Origin of the sequence: Stenotrophomonas rhizophila (genome assembly GCF_003651185.1) — a bacterium.
GTDB lineage: Bacteria > Pseudomonadota > Gammaproteobacteria > Xanthomonadales > Xanthomonadaceae > Stenotrophomonas > Stenotrophomonas maltophilia_Z.
Map to the genome: position 1 here is coordinate 2,533,826 of NZ_RCDC01000004.1, position 18,892 is coordinate 2,552,717.

The 18,892-nt window shown below is 67.9% G+C and carries 19 protein-coding genes; 4 read left to right on the forward strand and 15 right to left on the reverse strand.

Annotated features, from left to right (window positions below; translation table 11 throughout):
* The first annotated feature begins 77 nt into the window (after positions 1-77).
* Complete coding sequence (locus BCL79_RS11310; RefSeq protein WP_121040911.1) at positions 78-356, forward strand: DUF2782 domain-containing protein; 279 nt, start codon at positions 78-80, stop codon at positions 354-356.
* An 83-nt stretch (positions 357-439) separates the two neighbouring features.
* Positions 440-679, forward strand: a complete 240-nt coding sequence (locus BCL79_RS11315; protein ID WP_121040913.1) for a hypothetical protein — start codon at positions 440-442, stop codon at positions 677-679.
* A 40-nt stretch (positions 680-719) separates the two neighbouring features.
* On the opposite strand, the gene BCL79_RS11320 is transcribed toward BCL79_RS11315, so the two are convergent.
* The 3 genes from BCL79_RS11320 to BCL79_RS11330 all read right to left on the reverse strand — a co-directional run bounded on the left by BCL79_RS11320 (position 720) and on the right by BCL79_RS11330 (position 2,117).
* Positions 720-1,166, reverse strand: coding sequence for a universal stress protein (locus BCL79_RS11320; protein ID WP_121040915.1), 447 nt, complete (start codon positions 1,164-1,166; stop codon positions 720-722).
* A 74-nt stretch (positions 1,167-1,240) separates the two neighbouring features.
* A complete protein-coding gene (locus BCL79_RS11325) occupies positions 1,241-1,810 on the reverse strand; it encodes a sugar O-acetyltransferase (RefSeq protein ID WP_121040917.1) in 570 nt (189 codons plus the stop codon).
* Between the two features lie 49 nt (positions 1,811-1,859).
* On the reverse strand, positions 1,860-2,117 hold the full coding sequence (locus tag BCL79_RS11330) for a hypothetical protein (protein ID WP_121040919.1): 258 nt from the start codon (positions 2,115-2,117) through the stop codon (positions 1,860-1,862).
* A 223-nt stretch (positions 2,118-2,340) separates the two neighbouring features.
* On the opposite strand from BCL79_RS11330, the gene BCL79_RS11335 reads away from it, so the two are divergent.
* Positions 2,341-3,072, forward strand: coding sequence for a ThuA domain-containing protein (locus BCL79_RS11335; RefSeq protein WP_121040921.1), 732 nt, complete (start codon positions 2,341-2,343; stop codon positions 3,070-3,072).
* On the opposite strand, the gene BCL79_RS11340 is transcribed toward BCL79_RS11335, so the two are convergent.
* The 11 genes from BCL79_RS11340 to BCL79_RS11390 form a co-directional block, all read right to left on the reverse strand.
* Positions 3,073-3,627, reverse strand: a complete 555-nt coding sequence (locus tag BCL79_RS11340) for a hypothetical protein (RefSeq protein WP_121040923.1) — start codon at positions 3,625-3,627, stop codon at positions 3,073-3,075. It abuts the gene before it with no gap.
* A 166-nt stretch (positions 3,628-3,793) separates the two neighbouring features.
* A complete protein-coding gene (gene uvrD, locus BCL79_RS11345; RefSeq protein ID WP_121040925.1) occupies positions 3,794-5,983 on the reverse strand; it encodes a DNA helicase II in 2,190 nt (729 codons plus the stop codon).
* Between the two features lie 63 nt (positions 5,984-6,046).
* Positions 6,047-7,438, reverse strand: a complete 1,392-nt coding sequence (locus BCL79_RS11350; RefSeq protein WP_121041341.1) for an FAD/NAD(P)-binding protein — start codon at positions 7,436-7,438, stop codon at positions 6,047-6,049.
* A gap of 36 nt (positions 7,439-7,474) precedes the next feature.
* Positions 7,475-8,893 carry a cardiolipin synthase gene (cls, locus tag BCL79_RS11355; protein WP_121040927.1) on the reverse strand — a complete coding sequence of 473 codons (1,419 nt, stop codon included), beginning with the start codon at positions 8,891-8,893 and terminating at the stop codon, positions 7,475-7,477.
* A 161-nt stretch (positions 8,894-9,054) separates the two neighbouring features.
* Positions 9,055-9,222 carry a 50S ribosomal protein L33 gene (gene rpmG, locus BCL79_RS11360; protein ID WP_172407465.1) on the reverse strand — a complete coding sequence of 56 codons (168 nt, stop codon included), beginning with the start codon at positions 9,220-9,222 and terminating at the stop codon, positions 9,055-9,057.
* Between the two features lie 10 nt (positions 9,223-9,232).
* Complete coding sequence (gene rpmB, locus BCL79_RS11365; RefSeq protein WP_019185625.1) at positions 9,233-9,469, reverse strand: 50S ribosomal protein L28; 237 nt, start codon at positions 9,467-9,469, stop codon at positions 9,233-9,235.
* Between the two features lie 227 nt (positions 9,470-9,696).
* Positions 9,697-11,253, reverse strand: a complete 1,557-nt coding sequence (locus BCL79_RS11370) for an AAA family ATPase (RefSeq protein ID WP_121040929.1) — start codon at positions 11,251-11,253, stop codon at positions 9,697-9,699.
* 4 nt (positions 11,254-11,257) lie between these two features.
* Positions 11,258-11,806 (reverse strand): hypothetical protein, encoded by a 549-nt coding sequence (locus BCL79_RS11375; RefSeq protein ID WP_121040931.1) that lies wholly within the window; start codon positions 11,804-11,806, stop codon positions 11,258-11,260.
* Positions 11,803-12,006, reverse strand: coding sequence for a hypothetical protein (locus tag BCL79_RS11380; protein ID WP_121040933.1), 204 nt, complete (start codon positions 12,004-12,006; stop codon positions 11,803-11,805). Before BCL79_RS11380 ends, BCL79_RS11375 begins: the two co-directional genes overlap by 4 nt.
* Positions 12,003-13,730: a hypothetical protein gene (locus BCL79_RS11385; protein ID WP_121040935.1), complete on the reverse strand. Its 1,728-nt coding sequence runs from the start codon at positions 13,728-13,730 to the stop codon at positions 12,003-12,005. Before BCL79_RS11385 ends, BCL79_RS11380 begins: the two co-directional genes overlap by 4 nt.
* Complete coding sequence (locus BCL79_RS11390; RefSeq protein ID WP_121040937.1) at positions 13,727-14,212, reverse strand: hypothetical protein; 486 nt, start codon at positions 14,210-14,212, stop codon at positions 13,727-13,729. Before BCL79_RS11390 ends, BCL79_RS11385 begins: the two co-directional genes overlap by 4 nt.
* Positions 14,213-14,409: 197 nt before the next feature.
* Between BCL79_RS11390 and BCL79_RS11395 the strand changes: the two genes are divergently transcribed.
* Entirely contained in the window at positions 14,410-15,624 is a 1,215-nt protein-coding gene (locus BCL79_RS11395) for a glycosyltransferase (protein ID WP_121040939.1), read from the forward strand.
* An 84-nt stretch (positions 15,625-15,708) separates the two neighbouring features.
* Here the strand turns inward: BCL79_RS11395 and BCL79_RS11400 are convergent, their stop codons facing one another.
* Entirely contained in the window at positions 15,709-18,891 is a 3,183-nt protein-coding gene (locus BCL79_RS11400; RefSeq protein WP_121040941.1) for an efflux RND transporter permease subunit, read from the reverse strand.
* Position 18,892: the final 1 nt, after the last annotated feature.

Here is an 18,892-nt window from a genome sequence, read left to right on the forward strand (position 1 = left end):
GCCCTGACCGTCGTCGGCACCGGCCTCACGATCCATCGGGCATAATCAGGCCCTCTTCGCCCAAGGACTCCCGGCCCATGAAGATTCTGTTGCTCGCAGGCGTGCTCGCGCTGGCTGGCTGTGCCACCGGCGGCGGCAGGCCCCCGGTCGATGTCACTGGCGCCGATGTGGTCAAGACGGTGCAGGACAACGGCGACACCATCGAGGAATACCGGGTGGGCGGCCAGTTGCGGATGGTCAAGGTGACCCCGTCGCGCGGTGCCCCGTTCTACATGTACGACCAGAACGGCGATGGCCGCATGGACAGCGACAAGGACGGCGTCTCGCCGGTGTACTGGAAGCTCTACAGCTGGTGATCCCGGGCGTCGACCGCACTGCTGCCCCGTGACCGCACGGGGCCGGCAAGGCGCTGCCCCCCGTCCCCGCTTGCCCACGCTCGATGACGACACCCGAACGCCGCCACGATCCGAATCCGGCTGAACTGCGCGCCGGCCTCACTGCAGAGCAGCGCCAGGCAGTGGAGACGCTGGAGCATTTCGGCTGGCAGCTGCGCTTCGTGCGCCGCCCGCTGTTCCGCGACCCGATCCCGGTGCTGTTCGACCGCAGCGGCGAGCGTTATGTGGTGCTGCAGCCGGACGGCACGCTGGATGAATCGCAGACGTTGAAACTGCGCGATTGAGGGGCATTGCCGGCCAGCGGCCGGCACTACCGCTTTCCCGTTATCGGATGACCAGCACCGGTACCGTGCTGCGTGCCAGCACTTCGGCGGTCTGGCTGCCGAGCAGCACGCGGGTCACGCCTCGGCGGCCATGCGAGGTCATCACGATCAGGTCGCTGCCGCGTTCGGTGGCGGTATCGATGATGCCGTCCGCGGCGTAGCGGTCCAACACGTGCACGGTCGCCGTACGCAGGCCCTGCGCTTCCGCAGCGGCCTTGGCCGGCTGCAGCACCTTCTGCGCGGTCTCTTCGCGGTCGGCTTTGTATTCGGGCGTGTTCATGTAGCCCACGCTCCAGCCCATCGCGTCATACATGCCGACCGCCCATGGCTCGGAGACGGTCACGATATCGACCTCGGCATCGAGGTCCTTGGCCAGCTCCAGGCCCTTGGCCAGGCCTTTCTCGGCCAGCTCCGAACCATCGGTGGCAATCAGGATGCGCTTGTACATGGCAGAGCTCCTTGGGGTGGCAATGGGAACATCACCATTGCACACCCGATGTGGACGCGGTGCCTTGAGCTGGATCAATCGCCGTGGGCGCGCGCAGGCACCCTCCGCGCCGGATTGCCCACCACGGTCGCGCCCGCCGGCACATCGCGGGTGACCACACTGCCCGCACCCACCACCGCGTCATCGCCGATGGTGACGCCGGGCAGCACGATCGCGCCGCCCCCGATCCAGACATTGCGCCCGATCCGGACCGGCTTGGCCGACTCCAGGCCTTCCGCCCGTGCCTGCGGATCACGCGGATGGTCGGCGGCATACAGCTGCACTGCCGGACCGATCTGGGTGCCATCGCCGATGCTGACCTCGGCCACGTCCAGGATCACGCAGTTGTAGTTGAGGAACACGCCCTGCCCCAGGCGGATGTTGTAGCCGTAATCGCAGTGGAATGGCGGCCGGATCACCGCACCCTCGCCGACCGCACCGAGCTGCTCGCGCAACAGCGCGCGGCGCACGGCCGGGGTTTCGGCCAGGGCGGCGTTGTAACGGACCATCCACACCTTGGCCGCGGCCATGTCCGCCTGCAGCGCCGGATCACCGGGGCGGTAGGGCAGCCCGGACAACATTTTTTCCTTTTCGCTCGGACCCATGTGGCCTCCCTCAGACAGAGGGTGATGATGCCGGTTGGCCGCTCGCGTGTCAGTGCATGCCGCGTCGCGTGCCCAACAGCGCCACCAGTGCGAAGACGATGCCACTCAGCCAGAACCACAGCGTTGCCTGGCCGATGCACACCCCGCTGGGCTGCGGCTGGCAGCGCAGGCGCAGCAGATCGAAATCGCCGCCGTCGGCCAGGCAGGTCTGCGCGTGCTGGAACAGGGCCAGCACCGGCTCGGCCCAGCCTGCCGACCATGTCAGCAGGACCAGTGCAGCAAGCAGATACGGAATTCCCTTGTTCACGAGTGCGCTCCCAGCGGACAGGGGCAGACTCTGGGCGCCGGCCGGGGGAGCGACAAGCGCCACGCGACGAACTGTGTGAAATCCGGGATGAGCCGGGGGCGATCGGGGATGAAGCGAGGCGCTCTGGTCCACCACAACGCGGATAGCGCAGGCATGCGCTGCCTGGGATGCCTGTGCTGCAGCGCAGGACGGAGACCGGCAGCGCCCATGACAGACTTCACGCATGCGCCCTCTGCTCATCGCCCTGCTGTGCTCGCTGGCCCTGCTGCCGCTACCCGGCCTTGCCGCCGCGCCGGGTCCGGACCGCGTCCTGATCTTCAGCCGCACCGCCACGTTCCACCACGACTCGATTCCTGTGGCCGTGGCGGCGCTGCGCGAGCTGAGTGCCGAGGCCGGCATGACGGCGGACCCGAGCGACGATCCCCGGGATTTCCGCCCCGACAACCTCGCCCGCTACCGCGCCGTGGTCTTCGCCAATACCACCGGCGATGTACTCGACGACACGCAACAGGCGGCGATGGAGCAGTTCATCCGCAACGGCGGCGGCTTCATGGGCGTGCACGCCGCGGCCGACACCGAGTATGACTGGCCGTGGTACGGCGAACTGGTCGGCGCGTGGTTCCACAAGCACCCGGAGGGTCTGCAGGACACGCGGGTGCAGCCTGAGCGTGACGGCAAGCCGTCAGGCCCGTCGTGGCCGATCCGCGATGAGCTCTACAACTACCGGCGCAATCCGCGTGGGATGGTGCAGGTCATCGCGACGGTGGACGAAGCACGCTACGACGGCGGCACCATGGGCGCCGATCATCCCATCGCCTGGTGCCGGCCCTTCGATGGCGGCCGCAGCTGGTACACCGGGCTGGGCCATGATGCTGCGGTGTACGCCAATCCGGATGTGCGGGCGCAGCTGCGCCGTGGCCTGCGCTATGCAGCAGGCCACGCGCCGGACTGCTGATCAGGCGGTACGCACCACGCGTGCGCCCTGGCACAGCGGGTAGCTCGCCAGCAGATCGGCGATGCGCCCGTGCAGGGTGTCGAACGAGGCGCCATACAGATACAGCGCCGTCTCGGTCGGGCCCTGCCACCAGCTGCAGATCTCGCCGTGGCCGTCGATGCGCTCGACGATCTGTTCGAACACATAGTTCGAATCACACTGTTCGTAGACCTCATCGGGCAGATCGGTGCCGTTGAGATACAACGCCAGGCCTTCGGTGACGCCGAACGGCTGATCGGGGGCGCCTTCGCGCTGGATCAGCGAGCCCTTCGGCGCTCCCAGCTGCTCCAGCAGCTCGATCACGCCAGGCAACGAGGCCGGATCGTTCAACGCGACCTCGATATCGCCGTAGTCCACTTCACCGTCTTCGGTCAGCGCGGTGCCACCGCCGGTGATCTCGCCCAGCTCGGCACTGCCCAGCAGCGCATCCAGCGGATCTTCGAACAGCTCATGGCGATGCTCGGGCTGGAGCTTGGCGTTCAACTTGACGGTGAGGTGCAGCGGCGAATCGGTCATGGCGGGGGCCTGCTCGAAGAGGATGGCGCCATTGTAGTGCCGGCCGCTGGCCGGCTCCCGACAAGGTATGCCGCCCATTGTAGTGCCGGCCGCTGGCCGGCTCCCGACAACGCCGCAGCAGGCAGCTGCCGGCCAGCGGCCGGCACTACCGGATGACGAGCGCTGCTCAGAGCACCGTCAGATTGGCATACGCCATCACCAGCCACTTGCTGCCGGCCTCGATGAATTCGACCTGCACGCGGGCGTGCTGGCCGCTGCCTTCGTAGTCGGTGACCATGCCTTCGCCGAACTTGGGATGGTTGACCATCGCGCCCAGCTTGAGCGGCGGTGCTTCCAGCGCGGCGTGGCCCATCACCCGGTTGGCGCCCAGCGAGGTGCCGCGCGAGACCTGCACCTTGGGGCGCACTTCGTTCACCAGCTCACGCGGGATCTCGCGCAGGAAGCGCGAGGGCACGTTGTAGTTGTCCTGGCCATGGATACGGCGCGATTCGGCGTAGCAGAGCACCAGCTTCTGGCGCGCGCGGGTGATGCCCACGTACGCCAGGCGACGTTCTTCTTCCAGCCGGCCGCTTTCTTCGAGCGAGCGCGCGCTCGGGAACAGGCCGTCTTCCATGCCGGCCAGAAACACCAGCGGGAACTCCAGGCCTTTGGCGGCATGCAGCGTCATCAGCTGCACGCCTTCTTCGCCGGCCTGGGCCTGGCCTTCGCCGGCCTCCAGCGAGGCGTAGGCGAGGAAGGCGACCAGCTCGCTCATGTCCTGGGTTTCTTCGACGTCATCTTCGCGACGCACGAAGCGCGAGGCCACCGAGACCAGTTCGTCCAGGTTGTCGGCGCGCGATTCCGAATCCAGCGCGTTGCGGCTTTCCTTGGACCAGTGCTCACGCAGGCCCGAGCGCATCAGCACGTGGTCGATGCGTTCGGCCAGGGTCATCGTGTCGGCTTCGGCCTGGAGCTGGTTGACCAGCACCAGGAAGCCGGCCAGCGCGTTGCGTGCACGTGCAGCGAGCGTATTACCCTGGGTGGTCAGCATGGTGGCCTCCCACAGCGAGATCGCGTGGGTACGGGCCAAGCGGCGCACTTCATCCAGGGTGCGGTCGCCGATACCACGCGTCGGCGTGTTGACCGCACGCTCGAAGGCGGCGTCATCGTTGCGGTTGGTCATCAACCGCAGGTACGCCAGCGCATCCTTGATTTCGGCACGTTCGAAGAAGCGCATGCCGCCGTACACGCGGTACGGCACCTGCTCGGAGAGCAGCGCTTCTTCGAAGGCACGCGACTGTGCATTGCTGCGGTAGAGCACGGCGACGTCGCCGTAGCTGCCACCATCGCGCACCCACTGGCGCGCGCGCTCGACCACGTAACGCGCCTCGTCCATCTCGTTGTAGGCCGCGTACAGATCGATCGGATCACCGTCGCCGCTGTCGGTCCACAACTCCTTGCCGATACGGTCCGGGTTGTGCGCGATCACCGCATTGGCCGCACCGAGGATGTTGGCGGTGGAACGGTAGTTCTGCTCCAGGCGGACGGTCTGCGCACCCGGGAAATCCTTCAGGAAGCGCTGGACGTTCTCGACCTTGGCGCCGCGCCAGCCATAGATGGCCTGGTCGTCATCGCCGACCACGAACACGTGGCCGATATCGCCGGCCAGCACGCGCACGAAGGCGTACTGGATGGCGTTGGTGTCCTGGAACTCGTCCACCAGGATCTCGCGGAAGCGCGAGCGGTAGTGCGCCAGCAGCGCCGGGTTGTCGCGCAGCAGTTCATGCGCGCGCAGCAGCAGCTCGGCGAAATCGACCAGACCGGCGCGGTCGCAGCGCTCCTGATAGGCGATATACGCCTGGCGCATGGTTTCCAGCCACGCGTCATGCGGCTCGGGCTGGATATGCTGCGGGCGGCGGCCCTCGTCCTTCTGCTCGTTGATCCACCAGGCGATCTGCTTCGGCGGGAACTTGCCGTCATCGATCTCCAGCTGCTGGACCACGCGCTTGACCAGCCGCAGCTGGTCGTCCGAATCCATCACCTGGAAGCTGTCGGGCAGCTTGGCGTCCTGGAAATGCAGGCGCAGCAGGCGATGGGCCAGGCCGTGGAAGGTGCCGATCCAGGCACCGCGGCTGCCCTGCGACAGCTGCAGGTCGATGCGGTGACGCATCTCGCCGGCGGCCTTGTTGGTGAAGGTCACCGCAAAAATGCCATGGGTCGGCACGCCGCAGACTTCATTGAGCCAGGCGATGCGGTGGATAAGCACGCGGGTCTTGCCGGAACCGGCACCGGCAAGCACCAGATGGTGGCCGGGCGGGGCGGACACAGCTTCGCGCTGGGCGGGGTTCAACCCGTCGAGCAAGTGGGAAACATCCATGTCCCCATTTTACCCTCGGGCGGGGCGCTCCGGGCCGTTACCCGGCACCCGGATCGAACGGGTTCAGCCGCGCGCGGCCTGTTCGGCCTGCACGCGCAGTTCCGGGATCGCCAGACTCTCCCACAGGGTGCCGATGCGCAGGCTGCCGACCACCCGGATCGCAGGCTGCGGCTGGCCATGGCCATCGATCAGGGCACCGTCGTCCACCGTGGTCTCCAGCCCAAGGCCGTGCGGGCCCGGGCGGGCATGCCCGTCCGCCAGCAGCTGCTGGATCAGCGGATTGCGCATGGACAGCGCGCGGGTCTCCACCCCGGTGGCGTTGATCACCGCGCCCACGGTCAGGGGCGGCAGGCCACCGTCCGGGCTGCGGCCGTGCAGCTGCAACCCACGTTCCTGCACCAGCAGCGTATCCAGCCGGGCCCGGTGGCGCTGCAGCTGGCCGCTGCGCTCCAGTTCGGCGACCTGGGCATGCACCGATCCGGCGATGCGATGGCGGTGCACGTCCCAATAGCGCACCACGTGACGCAGGAAACGGCGCTGGTCGGCCTCGCCCAGGCTCAGCCACAACGCCTGGCCCATCGGCCGGATGCGGTCCATCACGCTCTGCCATGGAATGCCCTGTGCCACGGCGGCATCGGCCTGCGCGCGCAGCTCCCGCACGCGCTGGCGCAGCGACATCGGCAGCAGCGGCTGCGGATCGAAGGTGACCGCCGCGCCGTGGGCGTGTGGCAACGGCAGCAGCGCATGGCGCGACAGCACGTAGATGCGCCCGCGGTGACCGGCGGCGGCCAGGGCGACCACACTGTCGGCCATGCTCAGGCCCGAGCCGACGATGGCCAGGTCGTCGTCGCCGGCCAGCACACGCACGCCGTCGTAGTCCCAGGCCTCCACCGCCTGCGCGGGCGGCAGTGCGTCGGCACCGGGTACCGGCAGCGGACGCATGCTGTTGCCACAGGCCAACACCACGCGCTGCGCGCGCCACGTCACGTCATCGTCGAGCCGCAGCTGTACGCCGTGGCCGGTCCGCTCCAGCGCGAACACCGGCTGCTCGACCACCTCCAGCACCGCCACGCTGCGCTCGCACGCCTGTTCCAGGCGCTCACGCAGGTAAGCGGCGAAATGGCGGCGCGGCACGAACTGGTCCGCCAGCACCTCGCGCGGTACCTCGGCAATCGCCTGGCTGTCGATCAGGTAATCCAGGAAATCCGCAGGCTGATCGGGCAGCCCGCTCATCTTGCCGGCCGGCACGTTGAGCAGGTGCTCAGGCCAAGGCGTGGCGTAGGCGATGCCTTCGGCCAGCGCCGAAGCCGGCTCGAACAGCACGATGCGTGACGGTCGCGCAGCATGGCGCAGGGCCTGCAGCGCGACGAGGACGCCGGCAGCGCCGCCGCCGACGATGGCCAGATCACACTGGCGGTGGGTATCGGACGCAGTCATGCATCGATTGTAGGCGATGCGCGTGGACCGGCCGTCCACGTGCGTCACAGCGGGCTACATCAACGCATCGGCCAGCCGTGCGATGCCTTCTCGGCTGCGCTTCCACGCCGGCCGCTGGCGCCACGTCGCCAGATCGAGCGGACGGGACTGTTCCAGATAGTCCGCTTCGATCTGCGCCAGCTGGCGCACCATGCCGGCGTCGTAACAGAGCATGCCGATCTCGGCATTGAGCGCGAACGAGCGGATGTCCAGGTTGATCGAGCCGACCAGGGCGATGTCTTCATCGACGGTCAGGTGCTTGGCATGCAGGAAATGCGGTTCGTACAGCGCGATGCGCACGCCGCTGCGCAGCAGCTCATCGTAGTAGGCCTCCTGCGCCCAGGAGGTCAACCGCTGGTTGGTACTGGCCGAGAGGATCAGCTGCACCTGCACGCCGGACAAGGCGGCGATGCGCAGCGCACTCAGGGTCGCCTCATCCGGCACGAAGTACGGCGTGACCAGCACGATGCGCCGGCGCGCCAGATGGATCAGCGCGTTCACCGCATCGCGCGCGTTGCTGAAGGGATACGCCGGGCCACTGGGCAGCAGTTGGGTCGGCACATCGGCCGAGCACACCGGCACCGCGGTGAGCACATCCAGGCGCTGCCCGGTTTCCATGTACCAGTCGCTGGCGAACACCGCTTCCAGGTGCGCCACCACCGGCCCGCGCACGCGCGCGACCAGCTCCTTGTTCGGGAACCCGGCGACAAACTGCGCGCGCGCCAGGTTCTGTGAGCCGATGTAGCCGACGCGGTTGTCGATCACCGCGATCTTGCGGTGGTTGCGCAGGTCCATGCGGCCACTGCGGCGCCAGCGCAGCCCACCGGGCAGCATCGCGCGCACATCTACGCCGAGGGCCTGGAGACGGTGGCGGTAGTGGCGCAGCCCACGCTTGGCCCCCACTGCATCCAGCAGCACGCGGCAGTGCACCCCGCGTGCGGCGGCCCGCTGCAGCGCCTGCACGATGGCCTCGCCGACGGCATCGTCGAACATCAGGTAGTACAGCAGGTGCACACGCTCGCGCGCCTGGTCGATGTCTTCGATCAGGGCCTGCAGCGAGGCGTCGTAATCATTGAGCAGATCCACCGCGTTGCCGTGGATGGGCATGAAATCGCCTTGGCGCTCGATCAGCGGCACGATCTCGGCGGTGGCCGTCTCCGGTGGGGGCGTCCAGCGCAGCGGCGGCTGCAGGGCCTGCTCCTCGCGGATCACCTGGGAGGCCTCGGCCTGGCGCTGCACGCGCTGGCGCGACAGCCACGGGTGGCCGAACAGCAGATACAGCGGCAGCCCGAGCAGCGGCACGAAGCCGACCAGCAGCAACCAGCTGCGCGCGGCACCGGGCGTGGTGCGGCTGGGAATCCACAACAGCGCGGCCAGCCGGATCAGCCAATCCAGCATCAACAACCACGAACCCAGCAGCCACTCGAACAGCATCGCGTCGCCCGTCGGGAGGGGAAACGCATTCTGCCATGGGCGGCTGTGCCGCCGGGGTGACCGGTGCAGCCGCTGCGGCCCGGCACCGTGCATCGCCGGGGCAACAAAAAACCCGCCACGAGGGCGGGTTTTTCGTCGGGAAGCTCAAGAACCCTTGCGGATTACTTGATCTTGCCTTCCTTGTACAGGACGTGCTTGCGCACGACCGGATCGTACTTCAGGAATTCCATCTTCCCGGGGGTGTTCTTCTTGTTCTTGTCCGTCGTGTAGAAGTGGCCAGTGTTGGCCGTCGAAATCAGACGGATCTTATCGCGCTTGCCTGCCATGATCGTTTACTCCTCAGACCTTTTCGCCGCGCGAACGCAGCTCAGCCAGAACGGAGTCGATACCGTTCTTGTCGATGGTGCGCAGGGCATGCGCGGAAACACGAAGCTTGACCCAGCGGTTTTCGCTGGCAACCCAGAAGCGGCGCTCGTGCAGGTTGGGCAGGAAACGACGACGGGTCTTGTTGTTGGCGTGCGAGACGTTGTTACCCGTCTGCACTCGCTTGCCGGAAACTTGGCATACGCGGGACATTGCGCACCTCGATAAAAGTAGTTGTCAGCCCATAGCCCGGGCGACGGCGGCCTCGGCGGTTTCCCGCCACACGTCATGAGAATCAAAGGGTTACGCTGTCGAGGGCGGGCCGGATGACGGGTTCCCGGCCGCCGATCCAAAGGTTTTTGGACACAGCGAGCCGCGCATTATGCCCGCTTGGCCCTGATGGCGCAACCGAGGCCGGCAGGGCCTGCCGGCCCGGTCGCTCATGCCAGAACGGCGCGGCGCGGCCGCCCGGCGGCCGGGGTGCTGGCCGCGATCGGCTCGCCCGAGGCCGGCACCGCCCGTTCACGGCCCCAGGCGCGGATGTTCTCGATCTGCTCCGGTGCGGTCCGCGACAACGGCACCACGTTCTGGAAACTGCGCCGGAACAGCGCATCGGTGACCACGGCATCGCCCTTCAGGTAGGCCTCTTTCACCACCTCACGCACCGCCGATTCCAGGTCCGAGCCGGCAAAGCCCTCGGACAGTTCGACCAGCTCGTCGAGCAGCGCCGGCGCCAGTTCGCGCTGCTGCAGGCCCCGGCGGGCGTAGATGCCGATGATGTCGCGGCGTTCCGGCGCGGTCGGCAGGTCGACGAAGAAGAGCTCGTCGAACCGGCCCCGGCGCAGCAGCTCCGGGGGCAGCTTGGACACATCGTTGGCGGTTGCCACCACGAACACGCGGGTACGGGCTTCCTGCAGCCAGTACAGGAACTGGCCGACCAGACGGGTCGAGGTGCCGCCGTCGCCGCCCCCGGTGGCACCGGCCAGGCCCTTTTCGATCTCGTCGATCCACAGCACGCAGGGCGCCACGTGATCCGCCGTGGCAAGCGCTTCCTTGAGGCGGCCTTCGCTCTGGCCCAGGTACTGGCCGTGGATGGTGGACAGGTCCAGGCGGTACAGCGGCAACTGCCAGTCCTGGGCAATGGCCTTGGCCGACAGCGATTTGCCGCAGCCCGGTACGCCGACCAGCAGCACGCCTCGCGGCGGACGGATGCCGCGCTCGCGCAGATCAGCGGTCAGCAACGGCCGTTCGCGTGCCAGCCAGCTCTTGAGGCCACCCAGGCCACCCACACTCAGATCGCCCCCGCGCACCGGCACGCGCTCGATGCCGGAAATGTCGGCGAAGATGCGGTCCTTGGCGTGCATCAACTCGACCAGATCATTCTTGTCGATACGCCCGTTGACCAGCAGCGTGGCGATGATGTTCTCCGCCTCCAACCGCGAGATGCCGGCCAGGATGGCCGCCGCCTGGCGGATGTCGGCGTCGTCCCACTCGATCTGGAACTGGCTGCGGTACGGATCGATCTGTTCGTGAATGATCGCCGCCATCTCGTCTTCGGTGGGCGGCGACAGCACCAGCGACATCCCCAGGCGCTGCAGCTGGCCGAACACCGGTTTGCTGGTGACCACAACCAGCGAGCCACCGTGGTCGGCCGCCAGCATCGCCACATCGATCAGTTGCCGCGCCGAGGGCGTGTCGTCCTCCAGGTCGGACACTTCGGTCAACACGAAACTGAGGTTCTGCCGCTGCGCCATCTGCTGGCTGGCGAAGTCGACCGCGCCGATGACCGAGCGGTCTTCGTTGACGATCCGCCCTGTCGCCAGCTCGCGCGTTCCCTGCGAGAGCGTGTGTACATAGAACGGCGCACTCAGCGCACCGGCGACGTCACGCAGGATATCCAGCACCCGCGCGCGTTCGGTGCTGCGGATGGAGATGAAGGGCACGCGCGCTTTCAGGTAGCGGGTCAGCGTGGCATGGAACTCGCGGGTATCGCTCATGGATTCAGATCATCAAGGTTCGCCGGCGGCCCGCTACAGCGGGGCCATCGGCAGGTGAAGCAGACGGGAGTGGCGGCGGCGCGGCAGCATCCAGCGCGGCCGGCCGGTAGTGGCACAGGCTGTTGTAGCGCACCGCGCGCAGGGTGCGGTCGCAGCGCAACGTGCGTGCGTTGGCTTCCAGGTCGGCCTGCATCCTGGCGGTGATGCGGACCAGTTCATCGCGCAGGAACGCGCGCAGCGATTCAGGCAGCGTCGCCAGCGAGGCCAGTTGATGCAGCACGCTGAAATGCCGACGCGCGTCCAGCAGCGCGCGCACCAGGGTCACTTCATCGGCCCGATCCCCCAGATCGCGCTGCAGACGAGCGCTGCATTGCTTCAGCCGCAGGTCGAGCAGCGTGGTCACCCGGTCGGTGAACAACTGCGCCACGCCGGGGGTCCAGTCCAGCCGCCCGGCTGCCATGGCCGCGAGCGCCTCGGCTTCGCGACCCCCTTCGCTGAACGCATCCAGGACCTGGCTCCATTCGGCATAGGTGCGCGGAACCGGCAGTGTCATCCGTGCGAGGCGCGTTTGCGGCGTACGAAACCGGTCTTCGGCAGCAGGTCCCAGCCAGGCAGGGCACCGGCAAGCGCATCCGGGGCGGCAACGGTGATTGGCGGCGCGGCCACCGCGGCGTTGTTCAGCGGCGGTGGAAGGGCGTCCTGGGCGGGCAGCGGCGGCGGCACGGCGGAAGCATCGAGCAGGGAACGGGTCATGGTCGGGCCTCAGCGGTGGCGGCAAGAATGCGGCGGGTAGTGTCATGACCGCCAAGGGTGAACTGCTCGGGCGTGATCGACTCCAGCAACGCGGTCAACTCGGCAGACTGGGCATCGCGCGCGGCGAGATCACGCCGCACTTCCACGACTTCGGCCATGCAGGCCTTGAGCGCGTTCTGCAGTTGCTCACGCTGGCGCGCGAAGTCGGCACGGACCGTTTCGCGGGTCTTTTCCAGATTCTTGTAGGCCATCCCGACCCAGAGCAGCATCAGCGCGGCGATCACCATGCCGATGACGTTGCCAATGGTCATCACCAGCAGCAGGACACCCAGCACCAGGACAGCCCAATGCTGGAAGCGCAGCTTCACGCCGGCCAGCGCCTGGGCCAGCCCGGTGTCAACGTGCGCATTGAGCGAGGTCTCCAATTCAACCTGGTTGCTGCCATCGCGGGTGCTGCCCTGCCAGGCATCCAGCGTGACCTCCACCTCGGTCGGGATCGCCTGGCGGATGCTGGCAGTGAGATCCTGGTGCGCTTCCAGAATCCAGCTGCGCGACTGGGCGGTGGCAAAGCGCTGGGTGGCGCGCGAGGCCTGCGAGGTTTCCGGATGCATCGCAGCGTTGGTGAGCAACTGGGTGAAGCTGATGCGGTGCTCCAGTGCCGGGTCCTGCAGCTGGAAGCGACGGTCGGCCACGGGGCGGTCACCGTTCTCATCGATGATCAGCTTGCACAGGGCCTCATCGCGCCGCAGCGGCAGCTCTTCGGCATCGAAGTGCGAGACCAGCTTGGTCAGCAGCGCATCCACATCCGCCGCCAGCCCGGCCGTGGCACGTACATCGCCGCTGAACACACTCTGGAAATGCCGGGTGACGGCCGCGTGGGTCGCCGTGGCATTGAGCGAGTCCTGCAGGGCCGGCCAGGTCGGGCTGAAGCGCTGCAGGTGCGGGTAGCGGGCGCTGTCGTCGCCATTGGGGGTCTTGGAGCGCAGCGCGTCGATCCACTGGCTGCGCTGGGCCTCCACGAAGCCGGCCCGCTGGGCCAGTTCTTCGATCCATTCATTGGTGCGGGCCACACAGATGCGGGCGGTCTCCACGCCGAACACACCGCCGGCGATCGCGTCGATCAGCACCACGGTCTGGCGGTCCAGTTCCACCGGGTTCTGCATGCCCAGATAACGGTCCATCCACTGCTGGGCGGCCGACAGGCGACCCGCGCGGCGGCTGACGAGAGAGAACAGCAGGCTGGTTTTCTCGTCATCGCGACGGATGGCCTCGGCCAGCGCACGCTGCGCCAGATCCTGCTGGTCATTGAGCCACGCGGCCAGCGCCACCAGTGCCGGGGCCAGCCAGTAGCCGGGCGCCGCCAGCATGAGGTTCTCACTGGCGGCACGGATGGTGTCCTGCCGGACCAGGCTGATGTCGGCCGCCTGCAGGATGCCGGTGGTCTGGCGGCGGACCTCGGCGTAGTGGCCGAACCGGTTTTCCAGCTCCTGGCGGATCTTCACCTGCCGGGTTTCGGCCAGCGACAGTTCCTTGGCTTTCAGGTCCGCCGCGACGAAATCCATGAACGCTTTTTCCAGGCGCGCCAGTTCGCTGCGGGTGGCACCCACATCGCTCTGGATCGCGTGGGCCTGGGTATGCAAAGCGTCCAGATCCTGCCCCAGCGAGCGCAGGCTGCTGTTGATGGCGGACAGGTCCGCCATATGGATGATGCGTTGTGTGCTCATGTCGTTCCTTCGATGACGGCGGTCTGGCCGGAGTCGCTGACGGTGACCATCCGGTTCGCGTACACCTCGATGAAGGCGTAGGACGGATGCAGGGCCAGCGCGCGTGCCCGTTCGAGCGTTAGCGGCAGGGTGTGGCCGATCTTGAAGTGCTCGATGATCTGCCCGGTCATGTCCAGTGTATGGACCTCATAGGGATGACCCAGCATGCAACGGCTGACGATGCCGAGCAGGCGATCCTCCAGGGCGATCTCGCCGAGCTCCGCGGCGACCAGCTGCTTCAGCGCCGCCAATGCGTCGCGATCGTGCACGTGACCGCCGACATCGACCCTGGTCATGGCCTGCACGTACGCGGGCGATCGCTTCTGCCGGAGGCGGCTGTCGAGCGAGGCCGCACCCAGCGTGGTGGTGCGTGCCTGAGAGCGCGTGGCGACAGACAGGCCCGCGGTAGCGGCCTCCTTGCCAAACAACAGATTGCGAGCCATTCCCTGCTTCCTGCGACACCGCGAGCGCGGTCGTTCCGAGGCGGAAAGTAGCAGAGATGCCGTGCCGTTCCAATGCGATGCGCGCGTGAACGATGCGGTCGTCACCGGTGCCTGCGCTAGGCTGGGCACCTGAGAAGGACAGCCCGCATGAAGATTCCCGCAATGACCTGGCGTGCCGTCTTCCCGAAGTACCGCCCATGAAGCTGCTCGCCCTGACCTACGGCACCGAAGGCGACACCCGCCCGCTGGTGATGCTCTGCCATGGATTGATCGCCGCGGGCCATGAGGTGCTGCTGCTGGCCGAGCGCGGCACGCTGGGCAGCGCGCGCGAGCTGGGCGTCCCGCATGCCGCGCTGGAGGGCGACATCCATGGCGAGGTCGTGGCGCTGGTCTCGCGCGGTAACGCCCGTCTCGCCGCCTCGCGGGGTCTGGCGCGGATGGCGCAACGGCACGTGCCCGGCTGGATGCGTCAGGCCGATGCCGCTGCCGCCGGATGCGATGCCGTGCTGACCGGCGGGCTGGCCGCTTTCGTCGGCCTGACCGTGGCCGAGCACCACGGGCTGCCGGTGATCGGCACCGGGATGATCCCACTGACCCCGACCGCCGGCTTCCCCTCCCCGTTCCTGCCCCGGCTGCGCCTGCCGGGGGTGCTCAACCGGCTCAGCTACACCCTGGTCAACCACGCGGTGTGGCGTACCTTCCGCCGCCCGATCAACGCGGCCCGCAAGGCACTGGGGATGCCGAGGCGCGCCTCCCCCTGGCGGGATCTGCCGATGCTGTACGGCATCTCGCCCAGCCTGCTTCCCCCGCCGCCGGACTGGCCGGACAACCACAAGATCTGCGGCCAGTGGCGCGCGCCCGAGCGGGGCTGGCAGCCGCCGCCGGATCTGCAGGCCTTCCTGGACGCCGGCCCCGCCCCGGTCTACCTCGGCTTCGGCAGCATGACCGGCTTTGATCGCGACCAGGTGCTACCCGCGCTGCTGGCGGCCTTGGCGCCGCGGCGGGTGCTGCTGTTCCCCGGCTGGGCCGGGCTGCCCAGTGCTCCCCTGCCGCCCAACGTGTTCGTGATCGGGCCGACCCCGCACGAGGCGTTGTTCCCGCGCTGCGCGCTGATCATCCATCACGGCGGCAGCGGCACCACGCACTCGGCCTGCCGTGCCGGTGTGCCCTCGCTGGTGATGCCGTTCGCCGCCGACCAGTTCTTCTGGGCAGATCGGCTGCACGTGCTGGGCGTGGCACCGGCAGCACTGTCGCCGAAGCGGTTGAACGCCGCCCGGCTGGCCAGTGCCATTGCCGTTGCCGAGCGGGCCGACACGCGCTCGCGTGCCGTCGCGCTTGGCCGGGCGATGACGGTCGAAGACGGCGTGGCCGCTGGCGTCGCGGCGATCGAGGCGTATCTGTCACCTCGATGACCGCGACCATGGCGTGCACGGCGGATGGCGTGCCGCCTGCGGGTTCACCCGACCAACGGTCGGGCAGCGCCCGACGACCCGGTGCTACCCAGCGACCGGTGCGGCGGCGTCCTTCCGGTGCAGCCACCGGTACAGCACCGGCAGCACCAGCAGGGTCAGCAACGTCGACGAGACGATGCCGCCGATCACCACGGTGGCCAGCGGACGCTGCACCTCTGAGCCCGCGCCGACGTTGAAGGCCATCGGCACGAAGCCGAGCGAGGCCACCAGCGCGGTCATCAGCACCGGGCGCAGCCGGCCCAGGGCACCGTCGCGCACCGCCTGCGGCAACGGCATGCCGTGCTCGCGCAGGCTGCGCACGAAGCTGATCATCACCAGACCGTTGAGCACCGCCACACCGGACAGCGCGATGAAGCCCACGCCGGCCGAGATCGACAGCGGAATGCCCCGCAGGGCCAGCGCGAGCACGCCGCCGGTGAGCGCCAGCGGCACGCCACTGAACACGATGGCCGCATCCTTGACCGAGCCGAACGCCCAGAACAGCAGTGCGAAGATGATCGCCAGCGTCACCGGCACCACGATCGACAGGCGCTGGCTGGCCGAGATCAGCTGCTCGAAGCTGCCGCCGTACTCGATCCAGTAGCCGTTGGGCACCTGCACATCGCGCCCGATCGTCTGCTGCAGCTCGCCGACGAACCCGCCGAGGTCGCGGTCGCGCACGTTGGCGGTGACCACGATCCGGCGCTTGCCGTTCTCACGGTTGATCTGGTTCGGCCCTTCGCTGTTGCTCAAGGTCGCCAGCTCACGCAACGGCACCGTGCGTGCGCTGCCACTGGTCCAGCTGCCTGCTCTGCTGGATTCATCGGCCGCATCCGCAAGCGCGGGTTCCAGCGACACCGGCAGGTCCGCCAGTGCGGCCGGATCCTGGCGCAGTGCTTCAGGCAGGCGTACCACGATGTCGAAACGACGGTCGCCTTCGAACAACTGCCCTGCCACCTGGCCGCCCACCGCGGTGGCCACAGTCGACTGCACCTGGCCCGGGTTCAAGCCATACCCGGCCAACGCGGTGCGGTTGGGGGTGACGGTCAGCAGCGGCAGGCCGCTGGTTTCCTCCACCCGCACGTCGGCCGCGCCCGGCACCGTGCCGGCCACCGCCGCGATCCGCTTGCCGACCGACAGCAGCGTGTCCAGATCGTCGCCGAACAGCATCACCGCCACGTCGGCACGCACGCCGGAGATCAACTCGTTGGTGCGCATCTGGATCGGCTGGGTGAACTCGTAGTTGTTGCCGGGGAGCTGCTCGACCGCCTCCTCCAGCTCGGCCAGCAGTGCCGCACGCGATTTGCGTGGATCCGGCCAGGCCTTGCGCGGTTTCATCATGATGAAGGTATCAGCGACCGATGGCGGCATCGGGTCGGAGGCGACCTCCGGCGTGCCGATCTTGGAGAACACCTTGTCCACCTCGGCGAACTGCACCAGCCGGTTCTCGATCTGTTTCTGCATCTCGATGGACTGGGTCAGGCTGGTCCCGGGGATGCGCATGGCGTGCATGGCGACATCGCCTTCGTCCAGGTTCGGCACGAACTCACTGCCCAGCCGCGTGGCCAGCAGTCCACAACCGATCACCAGCACCAGCGCACCGGCGACCATCCAGCGGCCGCGCCGCAGGGCAAAGGCCAGCATCGGTTCATAGCGCCGGCGCACCCAGGCCATCAGGCGGTTTTCCTTCTCCTGCACGCGGCCGCCGAGGAACAGCGCGATCGCGGCGGGTACGAAGGTCAGTGCCAGCACCATCGCACCGGTCAGGGCCAGCACCACGGTGATCGCCATCGGGTGGAACATTTTTCCTTCCACGCCGGTGAGCGCGAAGATCGGCAGGTACACCGCGGTGATGATGCCCAGCCCGAACAGGCTCGGGCGGATCACCTCCGCGGTGGCGCTGGCGGTTTCGGCGAAGCGTTCATCGCGGGTCATGTCGCGGCCGAGCGCGTGCTGGCGTTCGCCGAAGCGGCGCAGGCAGTTCTCGATGATGATCACCGCCCCGTCGACGATCAGGCCGAAATCCAGCGCCCCCAGGCTCATCAGGTTGGCCGAGACGCCGCCACGGGCCATGCCGGTCAGCGTGAACAGCATCGCCAGCGGAATCACCGCGGCCGTGATCAACGCCGCGCGGAAATTGCCGAGCAGCAGGAACAGCACCACGATCACCAGCAAGGCGCCTTCGATCAGGTTCTTGGCGACCGTTGCGATGGTGCGGTCGACCAGCGCGGTGCGGTCATAGCTGGCGGTGACGGTGACGCCCTCCGGCAGGCTGGCCTGTGCCTGCTGCAGACGCGCCGCCGCGGCCTGGGCGACGTCGCGGCTGTTGGCCCCGATCAGCATCACCACGGTGCCCATCACCACTTCATGGCCGTTCTGGGTGGCCGCACCACTGCGCAGCTCCGGTCCGTCCTGCACCTGGGCGACGTCGTGCACGTGGATCGGCACGCCTTCGCGGCGGGCCAGCACGATGTTGCCGATCTCCTCCAGGTTGGCGACCTGGCCGGGAATGCGCACCAGGAACTGCTGGCCGTTGCGTTCGATGTAGCCGGCGCCGACGTTCTGGTTGTTGGTCTCCACCGCCTGGGCCACGTCCTCCAACGTGAAGCCCAGCGCGCGCAGCCGCGCCGGATCCGGGGTGATGTGCACCTGGCGCTGGAAGCCACCGATGGTGTTGACCTCGGTCACGCCGGGCACGTTGCGCAGCTGCGGCCGGATCACCCAGTCCTGCAGGGTGCGCAGGTCGGTGGCGGTGTACGCCGTGCCATCGGCCTTGCGTGCCTTGGGATCGGCATCGATGGTGTACATGAAGATCTCGCCGAGGCCGGTCGAGATCGGTCCCAGCTGCGGATCCAGGCCCTCGGGAATCTGCGATTTGACCTGCTGCAGGCGTTCGGCGACCTGCTGGCGGGCGAAGTAGATGTCGGTGCCGTCCTTGAAGACCACGGTCACCTGCGAGAGCCCGTAGCGCGACAGCGAGCGTGCCTGCTCCATCGCCGGCAGGCCGGCCATCACCGTCTCCACCGGGTAGGTGATGCGCTGTTCGGTTTCCAGCGGCGAGTAGCCGGGGGCCGCGGTATTGATCTGCACCTGGACGTTGGTGATGTCCGGGGTGGCGTCAATCGGCAGCTGGGTGAAACTCCAGCTGCCGATGACGATCAGCACCAGGGTCAGGGCCATCATCAACCAGCGATGGGCGATGGCGGCGCGGATGATGCGCTCAAGCATG